Annotated in this window: 20 protein-coding genes and 2 tRNA genes; 19 read left to right on the top strand and 3 right to left on the bottom strand. The window is 66.1% G+C overall.

Annotation, left to right across the window (positions count from 1 at the left end; translation table 11 throughout):
• Window positions 1-35: 35 nt before the first annotated feature.
• The 10 genes from hisD to H6A15_RS06080 all read left to right on the top strand — a co-directional run bounded on the left by hisD (window position 36) and on the right by H6A15_RS06080 (window position 7,991).
• Window positions 36-1,538, top strand: coding sequence for a histidinol dehydrogenase (gene hisD, locus H6A15_RS06035; RefSeq protein WP_204672853.1), 1,503 nt, complete (start codon window positions 36-38; stop codon window positions 1,536-1,538).
• A gap of 1 nt (window position 1,539) precedes the next feature.
• A complete protein-coding gene (gene hisC / locus H6A15_RS06040; protein WP_204672854.1) occupies window positions 1,540-2,664 on the top strand; it encodes a histidinol-phosphate transaminase in 1,125 nt (374 codons plus the stop codon).
• Window positions 2,661-3,323: an imidazoleglycerol-phosphate dehydratase HisB gene (gene hisB, locus H6A15_RS06045; RefSeq protein WP_204672855.1), complete on the top strand. Its 663-nt coding sequence runs from the start codon at window positions 2,661-2,663 to the stop codon at window positions 3,321-3,323. The genes hisC and hisB overlap by 4 nt, the downstream gene beginning before the upstream one ends.
• Window positions 3,324-3,472: 149 nt before the next feature.
• On the top strand, window positions 3,473-4,288 hold the full coding sequence (locus H6A15_RS06050; protein ID WP_204672856.1) for a glutamine amidotransferase-related protein: 816 nt from the start codon (window positions 3,473-3,475) through the stop codon (window positions 4,286-4,288).
• Window positions 4,285-5,031 carry a HisA/HisF-related TIM barrel protein gene (locus tag H6A15_RS06055; protein ID WP_204672857.1) on the top strand — a complete coding sequence of 249 codons (747 nt, stop codon included), beginning with the start codon at window positions 4,285-4,287 and terminating at the stop codon, window positions 5,029-5,031. Before H6A15_RS06050 ends, H6A15_RS06055 begins: the two co-directional genes overlap by 4 nt.
• 155 nt (window positions 5,032-5,186) lie before the next feature.
• Window positions 5,187-5,969 (top strand): imidazole glycerol phosphate synthase subunit HisF, encoded by a 783-nt coding sequence (hisF, locus tag H6A15_RS06060; RefSeq protein WP_204672858.1) that lies wholly within the window; start codon window positions 5,187-5,189, stop codon window positions 5,967-5,969.
• Between the two features lie 170 nt (window positions 5,970-6,139).
• Entirely contained in the window at window positions 6,140-6,457 is a 318-nt protein-coding gene (hisI, locus tag H6A15_RS06065) for a phosphoribosyl-AMP cyclohydrolase (protein WP_204672859.1), read from the top strand.
• A gap of 33 nt (window positions 6,458-6,490) precedes the next feature.
• Window positions 6,491-6,814, top strand: a complete 324-nt coding sequence (hisE, locus tag H6A15_RS06070; RefSeq protein ID WP_239462406.1) for a phosphoribosyl-ATP diphosphatase — start codon at window positions 6,491-6,493, stop codon at window positions 6,812-6,814.
• A gap of 181 nt (window positions 6,815-6,995) precedes the next feature.
• Entirely contained in the window at window positions 6,996-7,451 is a 456-nt protein-coding gene (locus H6A15_RS06075; RefSeq protein WP_204672860.1) for a response regulator transcription factor, read from the top strand.
• Window positions 7,452-7,619: 168 nt separating this feature from the next.
• Entirely contained in the window at window positions 7,620-7,991 is a 372-nt protein-coding gene (locus tag H6A15_RS06080; protein ID WP_204672861.1) for an arsenate reductase family protein, read from the top strand.
• Between the two features lie 129 nt (window positions 7,992-8,120).
• On the opposite strand, the gene H6A15_RS06085 is transcribed toward H6A15_RS06080, so the two are convergent.
• A complete protein-coding gene (locus H6A15_RS06085) occupies window positions 8,121-8,447 on the bottom strand; it encodes a hypothetical protein (RefSeq protein ID WP_204672862.1) in 327 nt (108 codons plus the stop codon).
• Between the two features lie 170 nt (window positions 8,448-8,617).
• Here H6A15_RS06085 and larB point away from each other — a divergent pair, with 170 nt between their 5' ends.
• The 7 genes from larB to H6A15_RS06120 all read left to right on the top strand — a co-directional run bounded on the left by larB (window position 8,618) and on the right by H6A15_RS06120 (window position 16,962).
• On the top strand, window positions 8,618-9,412 hold the full coding sequence (larB, locus tag H6A15_RS06090) for a nickel pincer cofactor biosynthesis protein LarB (RefSeq protein ID WP_204672863.1): 795 nt from the start codon (window positions 8,618-8,620) through the stop codon (window positions 9,410-9,412).
• A gap of 60 nt (window positions 9,413-9,472) precedes the next feature.
• Complete coding sequence (locus H6A15_RS06095; protein ID WP_204672864.1) at window positions 9,473-10,933, top strand: LarC family nickel insertion protein; 1,461 nt, start codon at window positions 9,473-9,475, stop codon at window positions 10,931-10,933.
• A gap of 227 nt (window positions 10,934-11,160) precedes the next feature.
• Entirely contained in the window at window positions 11,161-11,730 is a 570-nt protein-coding gene (gene yfcE, locus H6A15_RS06100) for a phosphodiesterase (RefSeq protein WP_204672865.1), read from the top strand.
• Between the two features lie 5 nt (window positions 11,731-11,735).
• On the top strand, window positions 11,736-12,608 hold the full coding sequence (mazG, locus tag H6A15_RS06105; RefSeq protein WP_204672866.1) for a nucleoside triphosphate pyrophosphohydrolase: 873 nt from the start codon (window positions 11,736-11,738) through the stop codon (window positions 12,606-12,608).
• 539 nt (window positions 12,609-13,147) lie between these two features.
• Window positions 13,148-14,437: a phosphopyruvate hydratase gene (gene eno, locus H6A15_RS06110; protein ID WP_204672867.1), complete on the top strand. Its 1,290-nt coding sequence runs from the start codon at window positions 13,148-13,150 to the stop codon at window positions 14,435-14,437.
• An 804-nt stretch (window positions 14,438-15,241) separates the two neighbouring features.
• The gene (locus H6A15_RS06115; protein WP_204672868.1) at window positions 15,242-15,919 is read left to right on the top strand and encodes an FtsB family cell division protein; all 678 of its coding nucleotides are present in this window, start codon (window positions 15,242-15,244) and stop codon (window positions 15,917-15,919) included.
• 32 nt (window positions 15,920-15,951) lie between these two features.
• On the top strand, window positions 15,952-16,962 hold the full coding sequence (locus H6A15_RS06120; RefSeq protein WP_239462407.1) for a hypothetical protein: 1,011 nt from the start codon (window positions 15,952-15,954) through the stop codon (window positions 16,960-16,962).
• Between the two features lie 196 nt (window positions 16,963-17,158).
• On the opposite strand, the gene H6A15_RS06125 is transcribed toward H6A15_RS06120, so the two are convergent.
• Both H6A15_RS06125 and H6A15_RS06130 read right to left on the bottom strand, forming a co-directional pair.
• Window positions 17,159-17,243, bottom strand: a tRNA-Leu gene (locus H6A15_RS06125).
• A gap of 73 nt (window positions 17,244-17,316) precedes the next feature.
• A complete protein-coding gene (locus H6A15_RS06130) occupies window positions 17,317-17,955 on the bottom strand; it encodes a hypothetical protein (RefSeq protein WP_204672869.1) in 639 nt (212 codons plus the stop codon).
• Window positions 17,956-18,124: 169 nt separating this feature from the next.
• On the opposite strand from H6A15_RS06130, the gene H6A15_RS06135 reads away from it, so the two are divergent.
• Window positions 18,125-18,409 carry a PTS sugar transporter subunit IIB gene (locus H6A15_RS06135; protein ID WP_204672870.1) on the top strand — a complete coding sequence of 95 codons (285 nt, stop codon included), beginning with the start codon at window positions 18,125-18,127 and terminating at the stop codon, window positions 18,407-18,409.
• A gap of 69 nt (window positions 18,410-18,478) precedes the next feature.
• A tRNA-Leu gene (locus H6A15_RS06140) sits at window positions 18,479-18,565 on the top strand.
• Window positions 18,566-18,807 lie beyond the last annotated feature (242 nt).

Consider the following 18,807-nt stretch of genomic DNA (forward strand, 5'->3'; position numbering starts at 1 on the left):
TGTGCGCCCGCGGCCTCTCATAAGGGGGAACTGCCATGAAGACCATCACCCTTGCTCCCGGCGAACGACTGCAGGCGCCTCAGCTCACCCGTAAGGGGGTGCTGCCGGCAGAGATCGTCGAGGCGGCTCGCGGCATCGTCGAGGCGGTTCGCGAGCAGGGGGATGCCGAGGTGCGTCGATGCTGCCGCGAGTTCGACGGGGTCGATGTCCAGGCATTCCGGCTTCCCGCCTCCGCGCTCGAGGGCGCGCTCGACCACGTGGACGACGCGTTTCGTGCGGCGCTCGAGAAGGCTGCCGCCCAGATTCGCGATTTTCACGAGCGCGAGGTCCAGCAGAGCTGGTTCACCACGCGCGCGGACGGCACGATGCTCGGGGTGAAGGTGACGCCGGTCGCCGCGGCGGGCATCTATGTGCCGGGAGGCCGCGCGCAGTACCCTTCGACCGTGCTCATGAACGCCATTCCCGCCAAGGTCGCGGGCGTGCCGCGCATCGTCATGGTCACCCCGCCCCAAAAGGACGCCGATCCGGTGACGGGCGGCATCTCGCCCTATACGCTCGCCGCCGCCAAGGTCGCCGGGGTGGACGAGGTGTATACGGTGGGCGGCGCCCAGGCGGTGGCGGCGCTCGCCTATGGAACGGAGTCCATTCCCAAGGTCGACACGATCACAGGCCCGGGCAACGCATTCGTCGCCGCTGCGAAGCAGATCGTTTCGGGAGATGTGGGCATCGATATGGTCGCCGGCCCCAGCGAGGTCTGCGTGCTTGCCGATGCCACGGCAAACCCCATGGTGGTCGCGGCCGACCTCATGGCGCAAGCCGAGCACGACCCGCTTGCCGCGTGTTATCTGGTGACGTGCGACACCGCGTTTGCCTCCCAGGTGGAGCGGGGTATCGACCTGTTGGTGGCGCAGAGCCCGCGGGCCGACATCACGCGCGCGTCGCTCGACAACGAGGGCGTGATCGTGGTCGCCTCCGACCTTGCGGCCGCGGTGGCCGCGGTGAACACCATCGCGCCCGAGCATCTGGAGCTGCACTGCGAGGACGCGCTGGGGCTTCTCGGGTCCATACGCAACGCGGGCGCCATCTTCGTGGGCGCGTGGAGCTCCGAGCCGTTGGGCGACTACGTCGCGGGACCCAACCACACGCTTCCCACGGGCGGCACGGCGGTGTTCTCGAGCCCGCTGTCGGTGGACGATTTCGTCAAGAAGTCGTCGGTGATATGCTATACGCCGACCGGCCTTCTGCGCGATGCGCCGGCGACCCAGACGCTCGCCCAGGGCGAGGGGCTGTGGGCGCATGCGCTTTCTGCGGCGCTCCGTCGCCGGTCGCTCGAGAAGGGCGAGACCTCGGTGAGCTATGACGCGCTTGCCCGGGCGGACCTCACCGAGATTGCCTGGCCGCACGATGACGTCCAGACGGTGAGCCGCGGCGTCGATGCCGCGGCGCGTGCGGGCTCATCGGACGGCGTCGCTTCTGCAGGCGGTCTCGGCGGCGCGTCCGCCTCCGCGTGCCGGAAGCCCCTGCACGGGGAGGCGTGACATGGCGCAGCTTTCCGATCGTATGCGTGCGCTCGTGCAGCCTCATCTTGCGCAGATCGAGCCGTACGACCCCGCCTTCTCTCAGACGCGCATCAATCTTTCGGCAAACGAAAACACCTATCCGCCTCCGCCGGCCGTGCGCGCCGCGGTCGATGACGCGCTTGCCGCGACGCCGCTCAACCGCTATCCCGACCCCATGTCCAACCGCCTGCGCGACCTCATCGCGGCTCGTGGGGGCCACAGCCGTCGGCAGATCTGCGTGGGCAACGGGGGCGACGAGCTGCTCTTCAACTTCATCATGGCGTTTGGCGGGCGGGGGCGCACGCTGCTCAACTGCCCGCCCGCATTCAGCGAGTACGAGTTTTTCGCGTCGGTGAACCAGACGCAGGTGAAGCGCGTGTGGCGCGATCCCGAGACCTTCGAGCTCGACATGCCGCGCACGCTCGAGGCGGCCTCGCGATCGGATATGGTGATACTCACCTCTCCCAACAACCCCACGGGCAATCTTGTGGGCGCCCACGAGGTCGAGCAGGTTTGCGAGGCGTGCCCAGGCATGGTGATGGTCGATGAGGCATATATCGAGTTTGCCGACCCGGGATCGTCGGTCGAGTGCCTGCTGCCCTCGCACCCCAACCTGGTGGTGCTTCACACGCTTTCGAAGGCGTTCGGCGAGGCCGGCGTGCGCTGCGGCTATGTGGTGGCGGCGCCCGATGTGATCGATGTGTTTGCGGCGATCCGCCAGATCTACTCGGTCAACGTGCTCACCCAGGCGGCCGCCGAGGCGGCACTTCGCATGGACGTGATGTTCGATCCCGTGGTGCGGCAGATCCGCGCGGAGCGGGAGCGCATGGTCGCGGCGCTGCGCACGTTGCTCGCCGACGTCGACGCCCCCTCGGGAGACCTGGCGCCTGCAGTGTGGCCCAGCCAAGGCAACTTTGTGCTGGCGCGCGTTCCAGACGCCGCGCGCGTGCGCGAGCGCCTGCGTGACGAATATTCCATCTTGGTGCGCGACTTCTCATCGGCTCCGGGGCTTGCCGGGTGTCTGCGCATCACGGTGGGAACGCCTGAAGAGAACGACGAGGTGCTTCGTGCCTTGTCCCAGCTCATAAAGGAGGATCGCTCATGACGATCTACAAGAAGTCGAGCGCCGTGAAAGCCGCCGAAGAGGCCGTCTCGGCTGCGGCCGAGGCGGGCGTCGAGCCGCGCGTGGTGACGGTTCAGCGCACTACGGGCGAGACCGACATCACGCTTACTGTGAACATCGACGGCGTGGGCGCCTGCGACATCACCACCGGCGTGCCGTTTTTTGATCACATGCTGAGTGCGTTCGCGCGCCATGGCCTGTTTGACCTGCACGTGGAGGCGCTGGGCGACACCGACGTCGACGCCCACCATACCGTCGAGGACACGGGCATCGTCTTGGGCCAGGCGTTTGCGCAGGCGTTGGGCGAGAAGCGGGGCGTGACGCGCTTTGCCGACTGCGCGGTGCCGCTCGATGAGGCGCTCGTGCAGGCGGTGGTGGACCTTTCGGGACGCGGCCAGGCCTATTGCGACCTGCCGCTGCCCACCCCGCGCGTGGGCGACTTCGACACCGAGCTCGCGGTGGAGTTCTTCTACGCGTTCGCGCGCGACGCCCGTCTGACCTTGCACGTGCGCGAGCTCGCTGGAGCCAACAGCCACCACATCATCGAGGCGGCGTTCAAGGCCGTGGGGCGCGCCATGCGGCGCGCCTGCGAGCTGGACCCGCGCGTTGTAGGGGTGCCGTCTACCAAGGGAAGCCTCTAGACGACCTGGCGCGCGGCGCGCTCGCCTGCCCGCGAGACGCCGCGGCGCGGCATGCCCGGCTGCGCCTGCGTGCTGTCGGCTCGCCGTCTTCGCACGGGGCGCTTCGCGCGAATCGCCGCCCGTTGCCGTTTGACCGAGAAAGGAAGGCCATGGCATCTTCGCCACACATCGTGGTCATCGACTACCACAAGGGAAACCTTTCGAGCGTGGTGCGAGGGCTTGCTCGTGCCGGCGCCGATGCCGCGTCATCCGACGATCCCGCGGCCATTCGCGGCGCGGACGGACTCGTCTTGCCCGGAGTCGGCTCGTTCTATGACGCCATCACCTTCATGCACGAATGCGGGCAGGATGGCGCCGTGCTCGACGCCATCGCCGCGGGTGCTCCCTTCTTGGGCATCTGCCTGGGGCAGCAGCTGCTGTTTAGCCGAGGCGACGAGGGGGTGCCCGCCGACGCCCCTGCCGTCCTCGCCGCCGACCCCTATGGCGCCGAGCTGAGCCCAGGGACCGTGTTCGAGGCCGATGGGCGCCGTTGGGTTCGCGGCCTCGGCGTGCTCGAGGGGTCGTGCACCCTGCTGCCGTCGCGTCGCCTCAAGATACCCCACGTCGGCTGGGACCAGGTGTATCCCAACATGGATGGCCCTGCCTGCCCGCTGCTTGCCGGATTCGACGAGGGGGCAAACGTCTACTTCACCCACTCCTTTGCACTTGACGGCGACGTCGAGGCGTCGTGCGTGGCCGCGAGGACGCACTATGCGAGAAACTTCGCTTCGGTGACATGGCGCGACAACGTCTTTGGCTGCCAGTTCCATCCCGAGAAGTCTTCGCGACACGGGCTCAAGATTCTGGAGAACTTTGTGGGGATCGTCGCCCGGAGCACGGGCGGAGGGCCTGCGGCAGGCGTGCCCGCCGGGGCCGCCGCTGCCTCAGGCGGCGTCCCTGTCGCGTCAGGGGAGGTGGAAGCATGATCGTGTTTCCCGCCATCGACCTGGTTGCCGGCAAGGTGGTTCGTCTGGAGCGCGGCGACAGGTCCCGGTGCAAGGTGTACTCCGATGACCCCGTCGCGCAGGCGCGGTCCTTTGCCGAGCAGGGCGCCGCATGGCTGCACGTGGTCGATCTCTCGGCTGCCCTTGAGGAAGACGAGGACGCCCGCAAGGCAAACTCCGATGCCATCAAGGCAATATGTCAGGTTGATGGGCTGTCGATCGACGTGGGCGGCGGCGTGCGGTCGCTCGCGCGTATCGACGAGCTCGCCGGGTATGGCGCAAGGCGCATCGCCCTCGGCACGGTGCTCGTGACCGAGCCAGGATTTGCCGAGGTCGCGGCACGGGGGTTTGGCGACCTGCTCGTGGCGGACGTCGCCGCCCGTGACGGTGAGGTGAAGGTGAACGGCTGGCGCGACGATGTGGCGCGTAGCGCTGAAGACGTGGTGAGCGAGCTTGCCAGCTTGGGATTCCGCCATCTGGTGTTTACCGACATCGCGCGCGACGGCATGCAGACGGGCATCGATGTCGACGCCTATCGTCGCGTGGCGTCGTGGGCGGGCTTTCCCGTGGTGGCGTCGGGCGGCGTGTCGTCCCTCGACGACATCCGCGCGCTTGCCGCTGCGGGCGACGATGCGATCGAGGGCTGCATCGTGGGCCGCGCCCTCTACGAGGGCAACTTCGGCCTTGCGGACGCCCTGTCCCTCGCCGCCGCGCCCGTCGAGTAGGGCATGCGCGCGTCTGGCCTCGCCGAGCGTCGCCTGAGCGACCAGGGGCCGTCGCGCACGCCCTTTGATGGGCTTGCAACGAGATTCGTTCCGCAGGACCAGGTAGCGTGTCGGGGCGCCTGGCTGGCGGACGGGCCATACAGGAAGGAGCCGCCGTGCTCACCAAGAGAATCATTCCGTGCCTGGACGTGAAAGACGGGCGCGTCGTCAAGGGCGTGAACTTCGTGTCGCTGCGCGACGCCGGAGACCCCATTGAACTTGCCGCCGCCTATGACCGCGAGGGGGCCGATGAGGTGGTGTTCCTCGACATCACGGCGACGAGCGATGACCGGGCGACGACCATCGACATGGCGGCGCGCGCCGCAGAGGAGCTTTCGATTCCCTATACCGTGGGGGGCGGATTTCGCGATCTGGCGGGCATGCGGCAGATGGTGGCGGCCGGTGCCGACAAGGTGTCTGTCAACTCTGCCGCGGTGCGCGACCCGTCGCTCATCTCGCAGGCCGCCGCCGCGTTTGGCAGCCAGGCGGTCGTGGCTGCGATCGACGCGAAGCGCGTGGGCGCCCCCGGTGCTCCCGGCGCGGATAAGTGGGAGGTATATCTGGCGGGAGGGCGCACGCCGACGGGCATCGATGCCGTGGCGTGGGCGGAGGAGGCGGCGCGCCGCGGCGCGGGCGAGATCCTTCTGACCAGCATGGACCGCGACGGAACCAAGGAGGGCTTCGACCTGGCGCTCACCCGTGCGGTCGCACGGGCCGTGCCCATCCCCGTCATCGCGTCGGGCGGCGTCGGGGAGCTCGAGCACTTCGCCGAGGGGATCATCGAGGGCGAGGCGGATGCGGTGCTCGCGGCGAGCGTGTTCCATTTCGGCACGTTCAGCATCCGCGAGGTGAAAGAGTACATGGCTGCCCAGGGGATTCCCGTGCGGCTTGACTTCTAGGCCGCGGGCATCCCAGGCGTCCGACCCGTCCCTCTGCCTGCCGGGCGCGGCGTGCGAGGCATGCTCGCTTCTCGCCCGAGGCAATCGCAGGCATCCGGAACACCTGCGCGGCTCGTAGCGCACGCGCGCTCGAGCATGTTCGGCGTGCACTCGTTGAATAGGAGCTCAACATGACCATAGACGATGTGAAATACGACGACCGGGGACTCATTCCCGCAGTGGTCCAGCAGTGGGACACCGGCGAGGTGCTCATGGTGGCGTGGATGAACGCGGAGTCGCTGCGCCTTACGCTTGAGACGGGGACAACCTGGTTCTGGAGTCGCAGCCGCAAGGAGCTGTGGAACAAAGGCGCCACGAGCGGCAACATGCAGCAGGTGAAGGCGGTCTATGCCGACTGTGACGCCGACACGCTGCTGGTGAAGGTCGACTCGCCCGGACCGGCGTGCCACACCGGCAACCGCAGCTGCTTTTTCAACGCGCTTGCATAGCGCAGACATCGGTTGGACTCGTCATTTGGGGGCATGACCATGGGAGAACGTACGGCAAATGTGCACGACGGCGACATCGGCCGGACCATCAAGGGGCTCGCGGAGGTGATTCGCGGGCGTCGCGGGGCGTCGCCGGAGGAGAGCTATACCGCGCGCCTGCTCGCCGGTCCTGAGGACAAGCTGCTCAAGAAGGTCGCCGAGGAGGCGACCGAGGTGGTGATGGCGTGCAAGGACGACGACCATGACCACATCCGCTACGAGTCGGCGGACCTCGTCTACCATCTGCTCGTGACGCTCGAGCGCTACGGGGTGACGATCGAGGAGCTTGCCGGCGAGCTTGATGCGCGCCATCGCTAGCCCCGCGCTCTGAGAAGGCGCCTGTCGTGCATGTAGACATTTTTGCACGACATGATTGACCTGCGGAAATGAGTGCAAAAATCAAGCAGATGAACGACAAGGCCATATCGGCGAGTGGGGGATACTCACGATAGGCAGGGCGATGAAGGGGCTCGGGCCTCGCGCGGGAAAGGAGCTTGCCATGATGCCAACAGGATTTGAATGGGTCGTCATCTGGTTCACGTTGTTCATCAACGTCATCCTGCCCGTGGCGGCGATGATAGCGGTCATCGTGCTGGTGGTCCATCTGGTTCGGAAGGGGCGCAAGGGAGGCTCCTCGGCTGGCGCCTCGCCTGCGGTGCCCGTCGGTTCGCAGGCCGCAGGTGCGCCGCCCGCCTCGGCAGCGCCTGGGAGGCTATCTAAGGAGGCCGCTGCCAAGATCGATCGGATGCTTGCCTCGCACAACCTCACCGACCGCGAGCGCGACATCTTGATGGGCGTGTATGCGGGCAGGACGCAGGCCCAGATTGCCGAGGAGCTGTTCTTGTCGCGCTCGACGGTGGGCACCTACTGCACGCGCGCCTATGAAAAGCTTGGCGTCGAGACCAAGGACGAGGCGTTGGCCCTGCTCGACCGCGCCGCCGCAGACGAGGCGTAGGCTCGCGTCGGCGGTCCGCCTGGGTCCTACATGCGACATCTGCGTCCCCGTGCGCCCCTTCGCCACACATGAGGGCGATCGGCGCCGTCGTCTGGCCCACCCCGGTACGCGTCGGCAGGAAATCTGCCACAATGGTCGTAGCGTAAGACCGCGTACAAAGGAGCAAGCATGGCTGCCGAGCAACCCGTTCTGTTTGTTGAATATCCCAAGTGCACCACCTGCAAGCGGGCAAAGAAGTGGCTGGACGACCACGGCGTCGCCTATACAGACCGCCATATCGTCGAGGACAATCCCACCGCCGACGAGCTCGCCGACTGGCACGGGCGCTCGGAGCTGCCCGTGCGCCGCTTCTTCAACACGAGCGGCATGAAGTATCGCGAGCTGGGCGTGAAGGCTCAGCTCGATGCAGGTATGAGCGATGCCGAGGCCTTCGAGCTGCTGGCGACTGACGGCATGCTGGTGAAGCGCCCCATCATCGTGGCGGGAGACACCGTGCTCGTGGGATTCAGGGAGAGCGAGTGGGAGGCCGCGCTGCTGTAGGCGCCGGGCTGTCGGACGGCGTCGGGCGCAAAGCAAGCACCGCCGCACGATGTGCGGCGGCCTCTTGCCCCGATGGTTTTGGTAGTTCGTCGCCGGCCTTGCCGCCAAGCCGTTGCCCGTGGCGGCGCGCTACTGCATGAGCAGCGTGAACTGATGGAAGTTATACGCGATCATGGCGACGAGCGCCACGTACACGGCGATGTTCAAGACGCCGAGCGCCATGCCCGCGATGGCGAGCGGCCGCTGCTGCGCACGCTGGCGAATGGCGACGGCGCCGAGCGCGATCGCGGCCACGCCCGCGACGATCGCCAGCAGCCAATGGACGCGCAGGCCCGCCGGGATGGCGAGGGTGCCCATCGCGAGCGCGGCGATGGAAAGCGCGGGGCCTGTTTGCTGCGGGGGCCTGGCGTGATGTCCGCCACGGTTGCCCGCTGCTCCGTTGGTGTATGACGCCATATTCGCCGCCCCTTCTGTGTCCGGAACCTGCTTGGGATTTGTAGGTACGAGAACGAAGGATAGCAGGCCCGTGTGCCGATGGTGCGCAGCCGTTGTGGATTCCGCATCTCGTAACGTGACTTGGAGTGCACTTCATGTGGTAGCGTCTGGTGCGGTTGAAAGGGGATCGAATGGATGCTGCCGACTTGAAGGCCCTGGCGGACGCGGTCGTTGCGGGGAAGCTCAGCCCGCAGGAGCTGGTCGATCGTGTGCATATGGATGCGGTGACGGACCTCGGCTTCGCCCAGGTGGACACGGGGCGCGGCCTGAGGACAGGCGTCTCCGAGGTGATCTACGGGGCGGGGAAGACCGCCGAGCAGATTGCGGGCATCGTGCGCGCGATGGAGGCCGCCGGGCAGCGGCGGATTCTCATCACCCGTCTGGACCAGCGGAAAGCAGACGCCCTCGTCGAGGCCGGATGCGACATGTCGTACGATGTCGATGCGCGCGCCGGCGTGGTGGGGGAGCTTCCCGAGCCCGACGGCAACGGTGACATCTTGGTGCTTACGGCAGGTACGAGCGATTACGCCGTGGCGGCCGAGGCCGTGCTCACGGCTCGCTTTATGGGCAACCGCGTGAGACTGGTGAGCGACGCGGGCGTGGCGGGAATCCATCGGTTGCTGCGCCATGCGGAGGACATCGCCCGCGCGCAGGTGATCATCGCGGTAGCGGGCATGGAGGGGGCCCTGCCGAGCGTTGTCGGCGGCCTGGCGAGCTGCCCGGTGATCGCCGTTCCCACGAGCGTCGGCTACGGGGCAAATCTGGGCGGGCTCACCACGCTGCTCGCCATGGTGAACAGCTGCGCGAGCGGCGTTTCGGTGGTAAACATCGACAACGGTTTCGGCGCGGCGTACCAGGCCTCCCTCATCAACCACTTGCCGGGGCGCCGTGATGCGCCGAGTGAGGGGCCGGCGCGCGAAGAGTGATCCTCGGGGGCGCGGTGCGAGCCGCCTCCGCCTCCCCATGATTAGACGCAAGGAGACGCTATGGGCAAAACGCTCTATTTGGATTGCACAAACGGCATCAGTGGCGACATGGCCGTTGCCGCGCTGATTGATGCGGGCGCCAACGAGGCCCGGCTGCGCGACGCGCTCGCGACCCTGCCTGTCGGCGGCTATGAGGTGCGAGTGGGGCGCGTGTCCAAGGCGGGGCTTGATTGCTGCGACTTCGATGTGGTTCTTGACGCGGAGCATGAGAACCACGATCACGACATGGCGTATCTCCACGGTGGCGGCTCGAGCCATGTGGGGGAGCATGCTCACGAGCACGAGCACGAGCACGAGCACGAGCACGGGCACGGGCACGGGCACGGATGCCATGACGAGGCTGGGCACCATCATCACGGATCCGCTCACCATGGTGACGGGTATGGCCATGCGCACGGCCACGATCACCACCATGAGCATCGCGCCCCCGGCGACCTCGACCGCATGATCGATGCCTGCCAGCTTGCCCCGCGCGCCCGCGACCTTGCTCACCGCATGGTCGACATCCTGGCACATGCCGAAGCCAAGGCGCACGGCGTCGCGCTTGACGAGGTGCACTTTCACGAGGTGGGTGCCGTCGACTCCATCGTCGATATCGTATCCGTCGCGGTATGCCTCGACGACTTGGACGTGACCCGGGTAATCGTGCCGCGGCTCGTGGACGGCCGGGGCACCATCCGTTGCCAGCACGGCATCATTCCGGTGCCGGTGCCGGCGACGCTCAACATCGTCGAGGCGCATGGGCTGTCGCTGTCCATCTGCGACGTGGAGGGGGAGCTGGTGACCCCTACGGGCGCCGCCATCGTCGCCGCCGTCAATGCGGAGCGCGAGCTGCCTGCGCGCTTTTGCGTCAAGCGCGTGGGTTTGGGCGCGGGCAAGCGCGCCTACGAGCGGCCGAGCATCCTGCGCGCCATGGTCATCGAAGAGCTCCCGGCAGACGGGCGCGCCGTTCCGGAGGGGGACGTGTCCTGCTGTCCTTCGCGCTTTTCGGGGGATCCGGCGGCTGGGCCGACCATAGGCGCAGACGCGCCGGAGCGCATCGTGCGCCTGGAGTGCGACATCGACGACGCGACGGGAGAGCAGCTCGCCTATGCGGCGGAGCGCGTCCGCGAGGCAGGGGCGCGCGAGGTGCATTGGGTTCCCGTGTTTACCAAGAAAGAGCGTCCCGCCTGGCAGCTTCAGGTGGTGGCGGCCGCAGCAGATGTCGACGCCGTCGAGCGGGCGATACTGCTCGAGACGACCACCATCGGTGTGCGCCGCTGGGCCTGTGAGCGAACGGTTCTTGCGCGTGAGGCCTGCGAGCTCGAGACTCCGTGGGGGGTCGTTCGCGCCAAGCGCGTCGAGCTTCCCGATGGAACCTCGCGGGTGAAGCCCGAGTTTGCCGACTGCGCAGCCATCGCCCGGCGCGAGGGGATCCCGCTCCAGCGCGTCGTGAGCGAAGCCGGCCGGGCCGCGCGGTAGCCTCCGGCGCGCCGTGCCTGCGCCGTAGCCGGGGCGGGGCGCCCAAAAAGATGGCTCAGAAAACCTGCCGGGTATAATGGGCGTAGCCGCTCGCCGGCAGCGCGGGCGCGATGCCGCGGGACAAGCGGTGCACGTCGAGACCGCTGCATCGGCAGCCCTGTCCCATATGCCCGTCATGCGCGGCGATGGAAAAGCCTTACGACCAGCGCATGTTGAAAGGAACCATCATGAAGGTGCTCATTGCTTCGGACATTCACGGCTCGGCCTATTGGGCCGGCCGCCTCATGGAGGCCATCGATGTCGAGCAGCCCGATCGCGTCGTGCTTTTGGGCGACCTGCTCTATCACGGGCCGCGCAACGACCTGCCGCGCGACTACGCCCCCAAGCGCGTTATCCCCCTGCTCAACGACCTTGCCTCCTCCGGCAGGCTCGTCGCCGTGCGCGGCAACTGCGAGGCGGAGGTCGACCAGATGGTGCTCGGCTTCCCCTGCATGGCCGACTACTCCGTGCTGGTCGACGAGGCGGGGCGCGAGCTGTTTTTGACGCACGGGCACGTGTTCGGCGCCGGTTTCCACAACAGCGTGGACCATCTGCCCGCCCTGCCTGCGGGCTCGGCCATCGTCTACGGGCACACGCACGTGAAGGTGAACGAGCCCGTTCCCGGCGCCATGGAGGTCTGGGCATTCAATCCTGGCAGCGTCTCCATCCCTAAGGACGGGTCGCACAGCTACGGCATCTACGAAAGCGGCCGGTCGATTGCCGAGGCGTTTCGCCACGTGGTGCTCGAGGAGGCGTAGTGCGCATGGAAGCAAATCTGTCCCACGCTGAGCCATCGCAACAAGAGGCGGCTCGCGACCGCTCGACCCGCTCCGACGCGCGTGACTCCTTGGATGCGCTCGTCGAGACCATCTGGCGTCTGCGCCAGCCCGACGGATGCCCTTGGGACCGCAAGCAGACGCATGCGTCCATTGCGAAGAACATGGTCGAGGAGGCCTATGAGGCCGTCGACTGCATAGAGGCAAACGACGCCGAGCACCTATGCGAAGAGCTGGGAGACGTGCTCATGCAGGTGCTGCTGCACGCTCAGATCGCGGCCGACGCCGGCGAGTTCACCATCGATGACGTGGCTCGGGGCCTCAACGAGAAGCTCATCCGGCGCCATCCGCATGTGTTCGGCGAGCACAATGCCGCATCGGACGCCGACGAGGTGCTGGGGATCTGGGATGCGGTAAAGCTTGCCGAGAAGGCGGGACGCGACGCTCAGGCGGCGCAGGCAAACGAGCGCCCGGCGGGACTTTTGGACGGCGTCCCGCGCGCGTTGCCGGCCCTTATGGAGGCCCAGAAAGTCTCGCGCAAGGCTGCCGCCGTGGGCTTCGAGTGGGATACGGTGGACGACGTCTGGGACCAGGTGGCGTCGGAGCGAGAAGAGTTCGAGCGCGAGGCCCCTGGTTCCGACGAGCGTGAGCTTGAGTTCGGCGATATGCTGTTCGCCATGGTAAACGTGGCGCGCAAGGAAGGAATCGACGCCGAGAGCGCCCTGCGTGCGAGCACGGCGAAGTTCCGCCGCCGCTGGGAGGCGGTCGAGAACCTCGCGCAGGAGGGTGGCTCCTCGGTAGAGGACCTCTCTACCGAGGAACTCAACCGCCTGTGGAATCAGGTGAAGACGAGCGAGTAGGCCTGCGCCTTCGCGGCCTGGGCCATTCGCGCGCGGCTTCGGATGGTCAAAGTGGTCGCTGCCTGGGCAGGCTCCGCGCGCACATCGGTGGCGCTTGGTCAAAAGGTTGCCTGCCTGGGCAAGGGGGCGCGGCGGGTGCGTGTCCGTGGTCAAACGGGGCTTCCTCTGGGCAGAATGCTGCCTGCGCGAGCGCGTGCGGGTACGGTTCCCTGCCCAGGGCGACATGCTTTTGACCAGGGTGCTCTGCCGGGGCACGCCCCATATGCCCAGCGCAGCTGGCATATGACCATCGCTGGTTCTCGGCACCGTCTCATCTGCCCAGCGTGGCACATTTTTGACCACGGCGCCAGGCCAAGAGATCGCGCCGGCGGCCGCGTCCGGCGCCACATCGGCCGCTTCCAGCGCCTCCGACTCCCAGATGCCCGGATGAAAATCTTCGGGCTCTCGCGTTATCGTGCCGTCAATTCGGGCATACTTAAAAAAGTTTGCTCAGGGTAACCTATGCCTGGGCATGGAGCTCTAAGAGAGAGGACTCGGTAATGAGCGAGATTCTAGATGTCTATGGCCGCGAGGTGCTCGATTCGCGCGGCAACCCCACCGTTGAGGTCGAGGTTGTGCTCGATGACGGGTCGTTTGGCCGCGCCATGGTCCCCTCCGGCGCGTCTACGGGAGCGTTTGAGGCCGTCGAGCTTCGCGACGGCGACAAGGATCGTTATCTGGGCAAGGGCGTGACGCGTGCCGTTGACCATGTGAATAAGGAGTGCGCCGACGCCGTCATCGGCATGGATGCCTTCGACCAGCGCGCCATCGATGCGGCGCTTATGGCAGCCGATGGCACCGACAACAAAGGCAATCTCGGCGCAAACGCCATCTTGGGCGTCTCGCTTGCTGTGGCGCGCGCTGCTGCGCAGTCTGCGGGCCTTGAGCTGTTCAGCTACCTGGGAGGCGTGAACGGCCACCTGCTGCCCACGCCGATGATGAACATCCTGAACGGCGGCGTGCACGCCGACAACAACGTGGACTTCCAGGAGTTCATGATCATGCCGGTCGGCGCGCCCACGTTTGCCGAGGGGCTTCGCTGGTGCGCCGAGGTGTACCACACGCTGAAGAGCGTGCTCAAAGATTCCGGCCATGCCACGGGCGTGGGCGACGAGGGCGGCTTTGCTCCCGACCTTGCCAACAACGAGGAGCCGCTGCGCTACATCGTGAAGGCGATCGAGGCCGCGGGATACAAGCCGGGCGACGACTTTAAGATTGCCATGGACCCCGCCACCACCGAGCTCTACGACGCGGAGCGCGGTGTGTATGCGCTCAAGGGCGAGGGGCGCGAGCTGACCACCGACGAGATGATCGACTACTGGGCGGCGCTCGTCGAGAAGTACCCCATCATCTCCATCGAGGACGGCCTTGCCGAAGAGGATTGGGACGGCTGGGTGAAGCTGACCGAGCGTCTGGGCAAGAAGGTCCAGCTTGTTGGCGACGACCTGTTCGTCACCAACACCGAGCGCCTTAAGAAGGGCATCGAGCTGGGCGCTGCCAACGCGATCTTGGTGAAGGTGAACCAGATCGGCACGCTCACCGAGTCGCTCGAGGCTATCGAGATGGCAAAGAAGGCCGGCTATGCGTGCATCGTGAGCCATCGCTCCGGCGAGACCGAGGACACCACCATCGCCGACATCGCCGTGGCGGTGAACGCTGGCCAGATCAAGACCGGCGCCCCGTGCCGCTCCGATCGCATCGCCAAGTACAACCAGCTTATTCGCATCGAAGACGGGCTGTACACCTCGGCAGAGTATGCCGGCGCGAACGCGTTCTACAACCTGAGGTAGCAGATGGGTGGGCGCGGGCGAGCGCAGTGCTCGGCCCGCCACCTCCCATGAACTTTCCTGTCGTGATGTCAGCCAAGGGGGCTCGGGGCCGGCGGCGCAAGCAGAAGGCTTGCCCGCCGGCCCCGACTTCTTGCGTTTGTGATGGATGCGGGCGGCACCGTGTAACTTGTGCAAAGCCTGCACAACTGTCGTTGGCGCGCATGGTATAACTGTAGGACAAACGCACACACACCCTAAATGCACAAGGCGTCCATGAACGATCTTCGCAACAGCTCATATCGCGCAGCCTCCCCACGGGGCGGCTGGGGCATGCCGGCAGACGCCGCTGCTACGGGCGACCTCTCGGCCGCTCGTCAGGCGCTGTCGCCTTGGCGCGTGGCGGAGCAGTCTGCCGGGGGCAGCGGCTTTCGTGGCGAGGGCTATCGAGGCTCCTCCCGCGGCGGTCGGGGCGCGGCTCGCGCTCAGGGCCCAGGGCGATCTGGCGGCGCGTTCTCGCGTTCGAATGGCCGCGCTTCGCGAGGCTCTTCTGGACGGGGCGTGCGCGGCGGCGATCGTGCCGGTGCGGATGCTCGTCGGGCGGCTGCCCCTTGGACGGTGCGCGGAGGCGACGATGGGGCTTCATCGCGGAGGGCCTCGCGAGGCGTAGCCGAGACAGAAGGCTTCGGGTCTTTTGCCCGAAGCTCGCGCGCCGCGCGCCGCACAGGCGGTGCTTCGTACGGCGAGCGCGGGGCGTCACGTCGAGATCCGGCAGAAACGGCGGAGGAGGCCGCGTCGGCGCGCTCGGAGTCGCGGCGAAGCGGCTTCATGCGGTACGCATCGGACAACAAGGTGGTTCAGGCGCTATACGGCATCACCACCGGCCCCTATAAGTACCTGCTGATATTGCTTGTCATCGTCGCTGCGGGCGTAAGCCTGTATTTCCCAATTCGCGACTACTACGTTGCGTATCGCACCAACGACATCCTTACGCGCCAGCTTCAGCTGCGCGAGGCGTACAACGAGAGTCTGCAGTCCGACGTCGATCAGCTGCTCTCCACCGAGGGCATCGAAAACGCGGCGCGCGAGAACCTTGGCCTCGTCATGCCGGGGGAGAAGCGCATCGACGTCGTCGGCTCCGTAGGGGATGGCGCAGATTCCTCCGACGCATCGACGGGCGAGGATTCTGGCGACGCTTCGGACGCCGAGGGTTCCAGCGGCACGCAAGACGGCGGCGCCGACGCATCGGGAGGCGATGCCTCGCAGGACGACTCGTCATCCGGCTCGACGGACGCAGGGACCAGCGGGGATTCGGACGGCGACGCGACATCCGATGACTCCGGCTCTGACGTTTCTTTGACACAAAAGGTGCCGACCACCTCTGCGGAGCTTCGCGAGGCGGAGGCGGCAATCGCCGAGGAGGCGCCGTGGTATATCAAGGCGCTTGACACGCTGTTCTTCTATCAGGGCGTCGATGGACAGAAGGTTTCCTCGACCGGAGAATAGACGGCGGAAAGCTGACCGATGGGGGTTGGGACATGATGAAGCAGACGATGGATGGCAGCGGGCGAATTCGCGTTGCCGCGATTGACCTGGGAACGGTTTCCTCACGCCTGTCGCTTGCCGAAATCGAGGCGGGCGCGCCGGTGGGCGCGCGCAAGCACACGCTGATCACCGACCTCGGCGAGGGCGTTGACGCAACCGGGCGTTTTTGTGACGAGGCGGTTGGGCGCGTCGTCAATGCTTGCCGCACCTTTGTCGAGGAGGCGCGCGCCTTTGGCGCCACGTGCATCTGCACGACTTTGACAAGCGCCGCGCGCGATGCAGACAATGCGCAGGTGCTGCTCGACCAGCTCTCTGGGCTGGGCCTTGTCCCGCAAGTCATTCCGGGCGAGGTCGAGGCTCGTCTCACGTTTTACGGCGTCGCTCGCGATTTTCCCGGCGAGCGCATCGCCGTCGCAGACTCAGGCGGCGGATCGACCGAGATCGCCGTCGGCGCCCTCTCCTCTGGGGGCGAGGTCGGCCTCGAGCGCGTGCAGTCGCTCAACATCGGGTGCCGACGCGTCACGGACCGATTCTTCCACGGAAACCCCCCGTCGTGCGTGGATGTGCAGGAGGCGGCGAGGTGGTCTGCCGACCAATTTGCAGCGTATTGGGCAGGCCTCGATGACCGTCCCGAGCGTCTGGTGGCGGTGGGCGGCACGGTGACCACGCTCGTCGCGATAACTCATGAGCTTGAGCGCTACGATCCGGCGTTCGTCCATCTTCACGAGCTCTCTGTTGCAGAGATCGAGGGCTGCATCGATCGCATGAGGCCGCTGACGGTCGCGCAGATCGCACAGCTCAAGGGGATTCAGCCCAAGCGCGCGCACGTCATGCTCGCCGGCGCCGTCGTGATGCGCGAGCTCATGCGTGCTGGCGGCTACGATGTGCTCACCGTGAGCGAAAACAGTCTGCTTGCCGGCATGGCTGCGACCATAGGAGAGACCCTTGTGAAGGGGAAGACCGCCATCGGGTGGGTCCCGGAGCTGTCATATCTGGCGCACTGACGGCCAGGGGCGGTGGGACGCTGCGCGCCTTGCGGCGCGCAGCCGCTGCGGGCGCCGACTCGTTCCGCGGCGAACGCTCGCACGCTCGCTGAGCAAACGCCCGCGCGTTTGCTCAGTCTCGCGACCCCAATGGGTTCGAGTCCATGTTCTGGGCACGGACGCGGGCGTTTCACTCGCTTGATTCTTTTTCAACAGATGGTAGGGGCGGTGGGACTCGAACCCACAATCCTTTCGGCCGAAGATTTTAAGTCTCCTGCGTATGCCAATTCCGCCACGCCCCCTTGGGCTCGAAGCAAGTCTAGCAGAGACGGGCGTCTGCGTGGTTTGAAGTTCTGAGGGGCTGGCTGAGCGGGATCAGGCATTCGGCGTGTCGGTGGCGTCCGGGGTCTTCTCGAGTCCGCCGTCGCGCTTGGCACGTGAAAGGTACTCGTCGCGCTTCGCATAATTGCCCGCGTGCTCATACTGCACGGCGAGCAGATATTCGAGCTTGCCCCGCTGGAAGGTGTCGACGCTGTCAAGCTGGGATTCCATTTCGTCAATATGGTTAGACTTGCCGGCAACGAGCACGTCATAGAGCTGGCGGCACTCATATTTAATGGGGTCGTACTGTTGGCCCCAGCTTTCGATTTCTGCCAAAAGCTCGCGCGAGCGCTTGGCCTCGTCGGTGCCTACATAAAAGTTGAAGGCTTTGAGCACGAGGTCCATTCGCTGGCGTCGGCCGAGCTTGCGGCGCAGCATGCGGTCGAGAAGAACCTCGGTCTGCTTGTCATCGCCCTGCAGCATGAGCGCATCGAGATTCATGCTGGCGAGGGTGTTGCCGGGGTAGAGGAGGCGCGTGGTTGTGGCACCGAGCAGGCGGTAGAACTCGGCAAACTGTCCTGTGGCGAGCAGTCGCTGGAGCGTATTGGTGCGGGCCCGACGTGCGATTACGGTTGCAACCCAGATGATAAACAGGATGATGACGAGCACGAGCGTGCCGTTCAAGGAATCCATGGAGCCTCCTGTAAGGTCGTGTCGGGACGCCATTATCCCTCACCGTGCCGAGAAGTTCCAGCGCCGGCATGTGTGTCGTTTTCGGCGCTCTCTGATGATTTGCCTATTCAAACTGGGGCGGCGAGGAAGTAAACTACTGGTGTCGACATCTCGAAAGGAGACCTTTGTTATGAAGAAGATCGTTCTGGCCTGCGGCTCGGGCATTGCCACCTCGACCGCGGTCGCGCAAAAGGTGACCGACCTCCTCAACAAGAATGGCTACGAGGGTCAGTTCAACATCGTTCAGTGCGCCATCGCCGAGGCGAAGTCGCAGTGCGAGGGTGCCGACCTGCTCGTCGCCACCACTGTGGCGCCCGAGGGCATCTCCTGCCCCTACGTGAGCGGTGTCCCGTTCCTTACCGGCGTCGGCCGCCCCGCTGCTGAGCAGCAGATTCTGGACATCATGGCCCAGTAAATTTAATGCTTGCATGTTGAGGGCGGCTGGGATAAGATATTCTCCGCTTTCGACATAAGTCGTTGGCACGCGGGCGTGGCGGAATTGGCAGACGCGTATGGTTCAGGTCCATATGGGGGCAACCCCGTGAAGGTTCAAGTCCTTTCGCCCGCACCACAGCATTGAGAAGGCCCCGGTAACGGGGCCTTTTTCGTGTCGCAGCGCAACGTGGCTGTGTTGGCCCGGCTTGACACGGCTGCACGACGTGGCGGAGCGATGCGGCAGCGCAAGGCGGCGCGGCGCATGATGGCGCAGGCCGCCGCGGCGGCTCGACTCTCGCCGTTGCTCGGTCTTGTTACGTTTTTTGCCTCAATTTTGTAAGAAAACCGAGCAACGGTGAATTTTGCTTTCGTCAAAGC

The organism is Enorma phocaeensis, from assembly GCF_016901575.1.
GTDB classification, from domain to species: Bacteria; Actinomycetota; Coriobacteriia; order Coriobacteriales; family Coriobacteriaceae; genus Limicola; species Limicola phocaeensis_A.

Excerpts from the sequence above, each read along its gene's own strand:
- hisD (WP_204672853.1), top strand. The coding sequence starts at position 36 with ATGAAGACCATCACCCTTGCTCCCGGCGAACGACTGCAGGCGCCTCAG.
- hisC (WP_204672854.1), top strand. The coding sequence starts at position 1,540 with ATGGCGCAGCTTTCCGATCGTATGCGTGCGCTCGTGCAGCCTCATCTT.
- hisB (WP_204672855.1), top strand. The coding sequence starts at position 2,661 with ATGACGATCTACAAGAAGTCGAGCGCCGTGAAAGCCGCCGAAGAGGCC.
- H6A15_RS06050 (WP_204672856.1), top strand. The coding sequence starts at position 3,473 with ATGGCATCTTCGCCACACATCGTGGTCATCGACTACCACAAGGGAAAC.
- H6A15_RS06055 (WP_204672857.1), top strand. The coding sequence starts at position 4,285 with ATGATCGTGTTTCCCGCCATCGACCTGGTTGCCGGCAAGGTGGTTCGT.
- hisI (WP_204672859.1), top strand. The coding sequence starts at position 6,140 with ATGACCATAGACGATGTGAAATACGACGACCGGGGACTCATTCCCGCA.
- hisE (WP_239462406.1), top strand. The coding sequence starts at position 6,491 with ATGACCATGGGAGAACGTACGGCAAATGTGCACGACGGCGACATCGGC.
- H6A15_RS06075 (WP_204672860.1), top strand. The coding sequence starts at position 6,996 with ATGATGCCAACAGGATTTGAATGGGTCGTCATCTGGTTCACGTTGTTC.
- H6A15_RS06080 (WP_204672861.1), top strand. The coding sequence starts at position 7,620 with ATGGCTGCCGAGCAACCCGTTCTGTTTGTTGAATATCCCAAGTGCACC.
- H6A15_RS06085 (WP_204672862.1), bottom strand. The coding sequence starts at position 8,447 with ATGGCGTCATACACCAACGGAGCAGCGGGCAACCGTGGCGGACATCAC.
- larB (WP_204672863.1), top strand. The coding sequence starts at position 8,618 with ATGGATGCTGCCGACTTGAAGGCCCTGGCGGACGCGGTCGTTGCGGGG.
- H6A15_RS06095 (WP_204672864.1), top strand. The coding sequence starts at position 9,473 with ATGGGCAAAACGCTCTATTTGGATTGCACAAACGGCATCAGTGGCGAC.
- yfcE (WP_204672865.1), top strand. The coding sequence starts at position 11,161 with ATGAAGGTGCTCATTGCTTCGGACATTCACGGCTCGGCCTATTGGGCC.
- mazG (WP_204672866.1), top strand. The coding sequence starts at position 11,736 with ATGGAAGCAAATCTGTCCCACGCTGAGCCATCGCAACAAGAGGCGGCT.
- eno (WP_204672867.1), top strand. The coding sequence starts at position 13,148 with ATGAGCGAGATTCTAGATGTCTATGGCCGCGAGGTGCTCGATTCGCGC.
- H6A15_RS06115 (WP_204672868.1), top strand. The coding sequence starts at position 15,242 with ATGCGGTACGCATCGGACAACAAGGTGGTTCAGGCGCTATACGGCATC.
- H6A15_RS06120 (WP_239462407.1), top strand. The coding sequence starts at position 15,952 with ATGATGAAGCAGACGATGGATGGCAGCGGGCGAATTCGCGTTGCCGCG.
- H6A15_RS06130 (WP_204672869.1), bottom strand. The coding sequence starts at position 17,955 with ATGGATTCCTTGAACGGCACGCTCGTGCTCGTCATCATCCTGTTTATC.
- H6A15_RS06135 (WP_204672870.1), top strand. The coding sequence starts at position 18,125 with ATGAAGAAGATCGTTCTGGCCTGCGGCTCGGGCATTGCCACCTCGACC.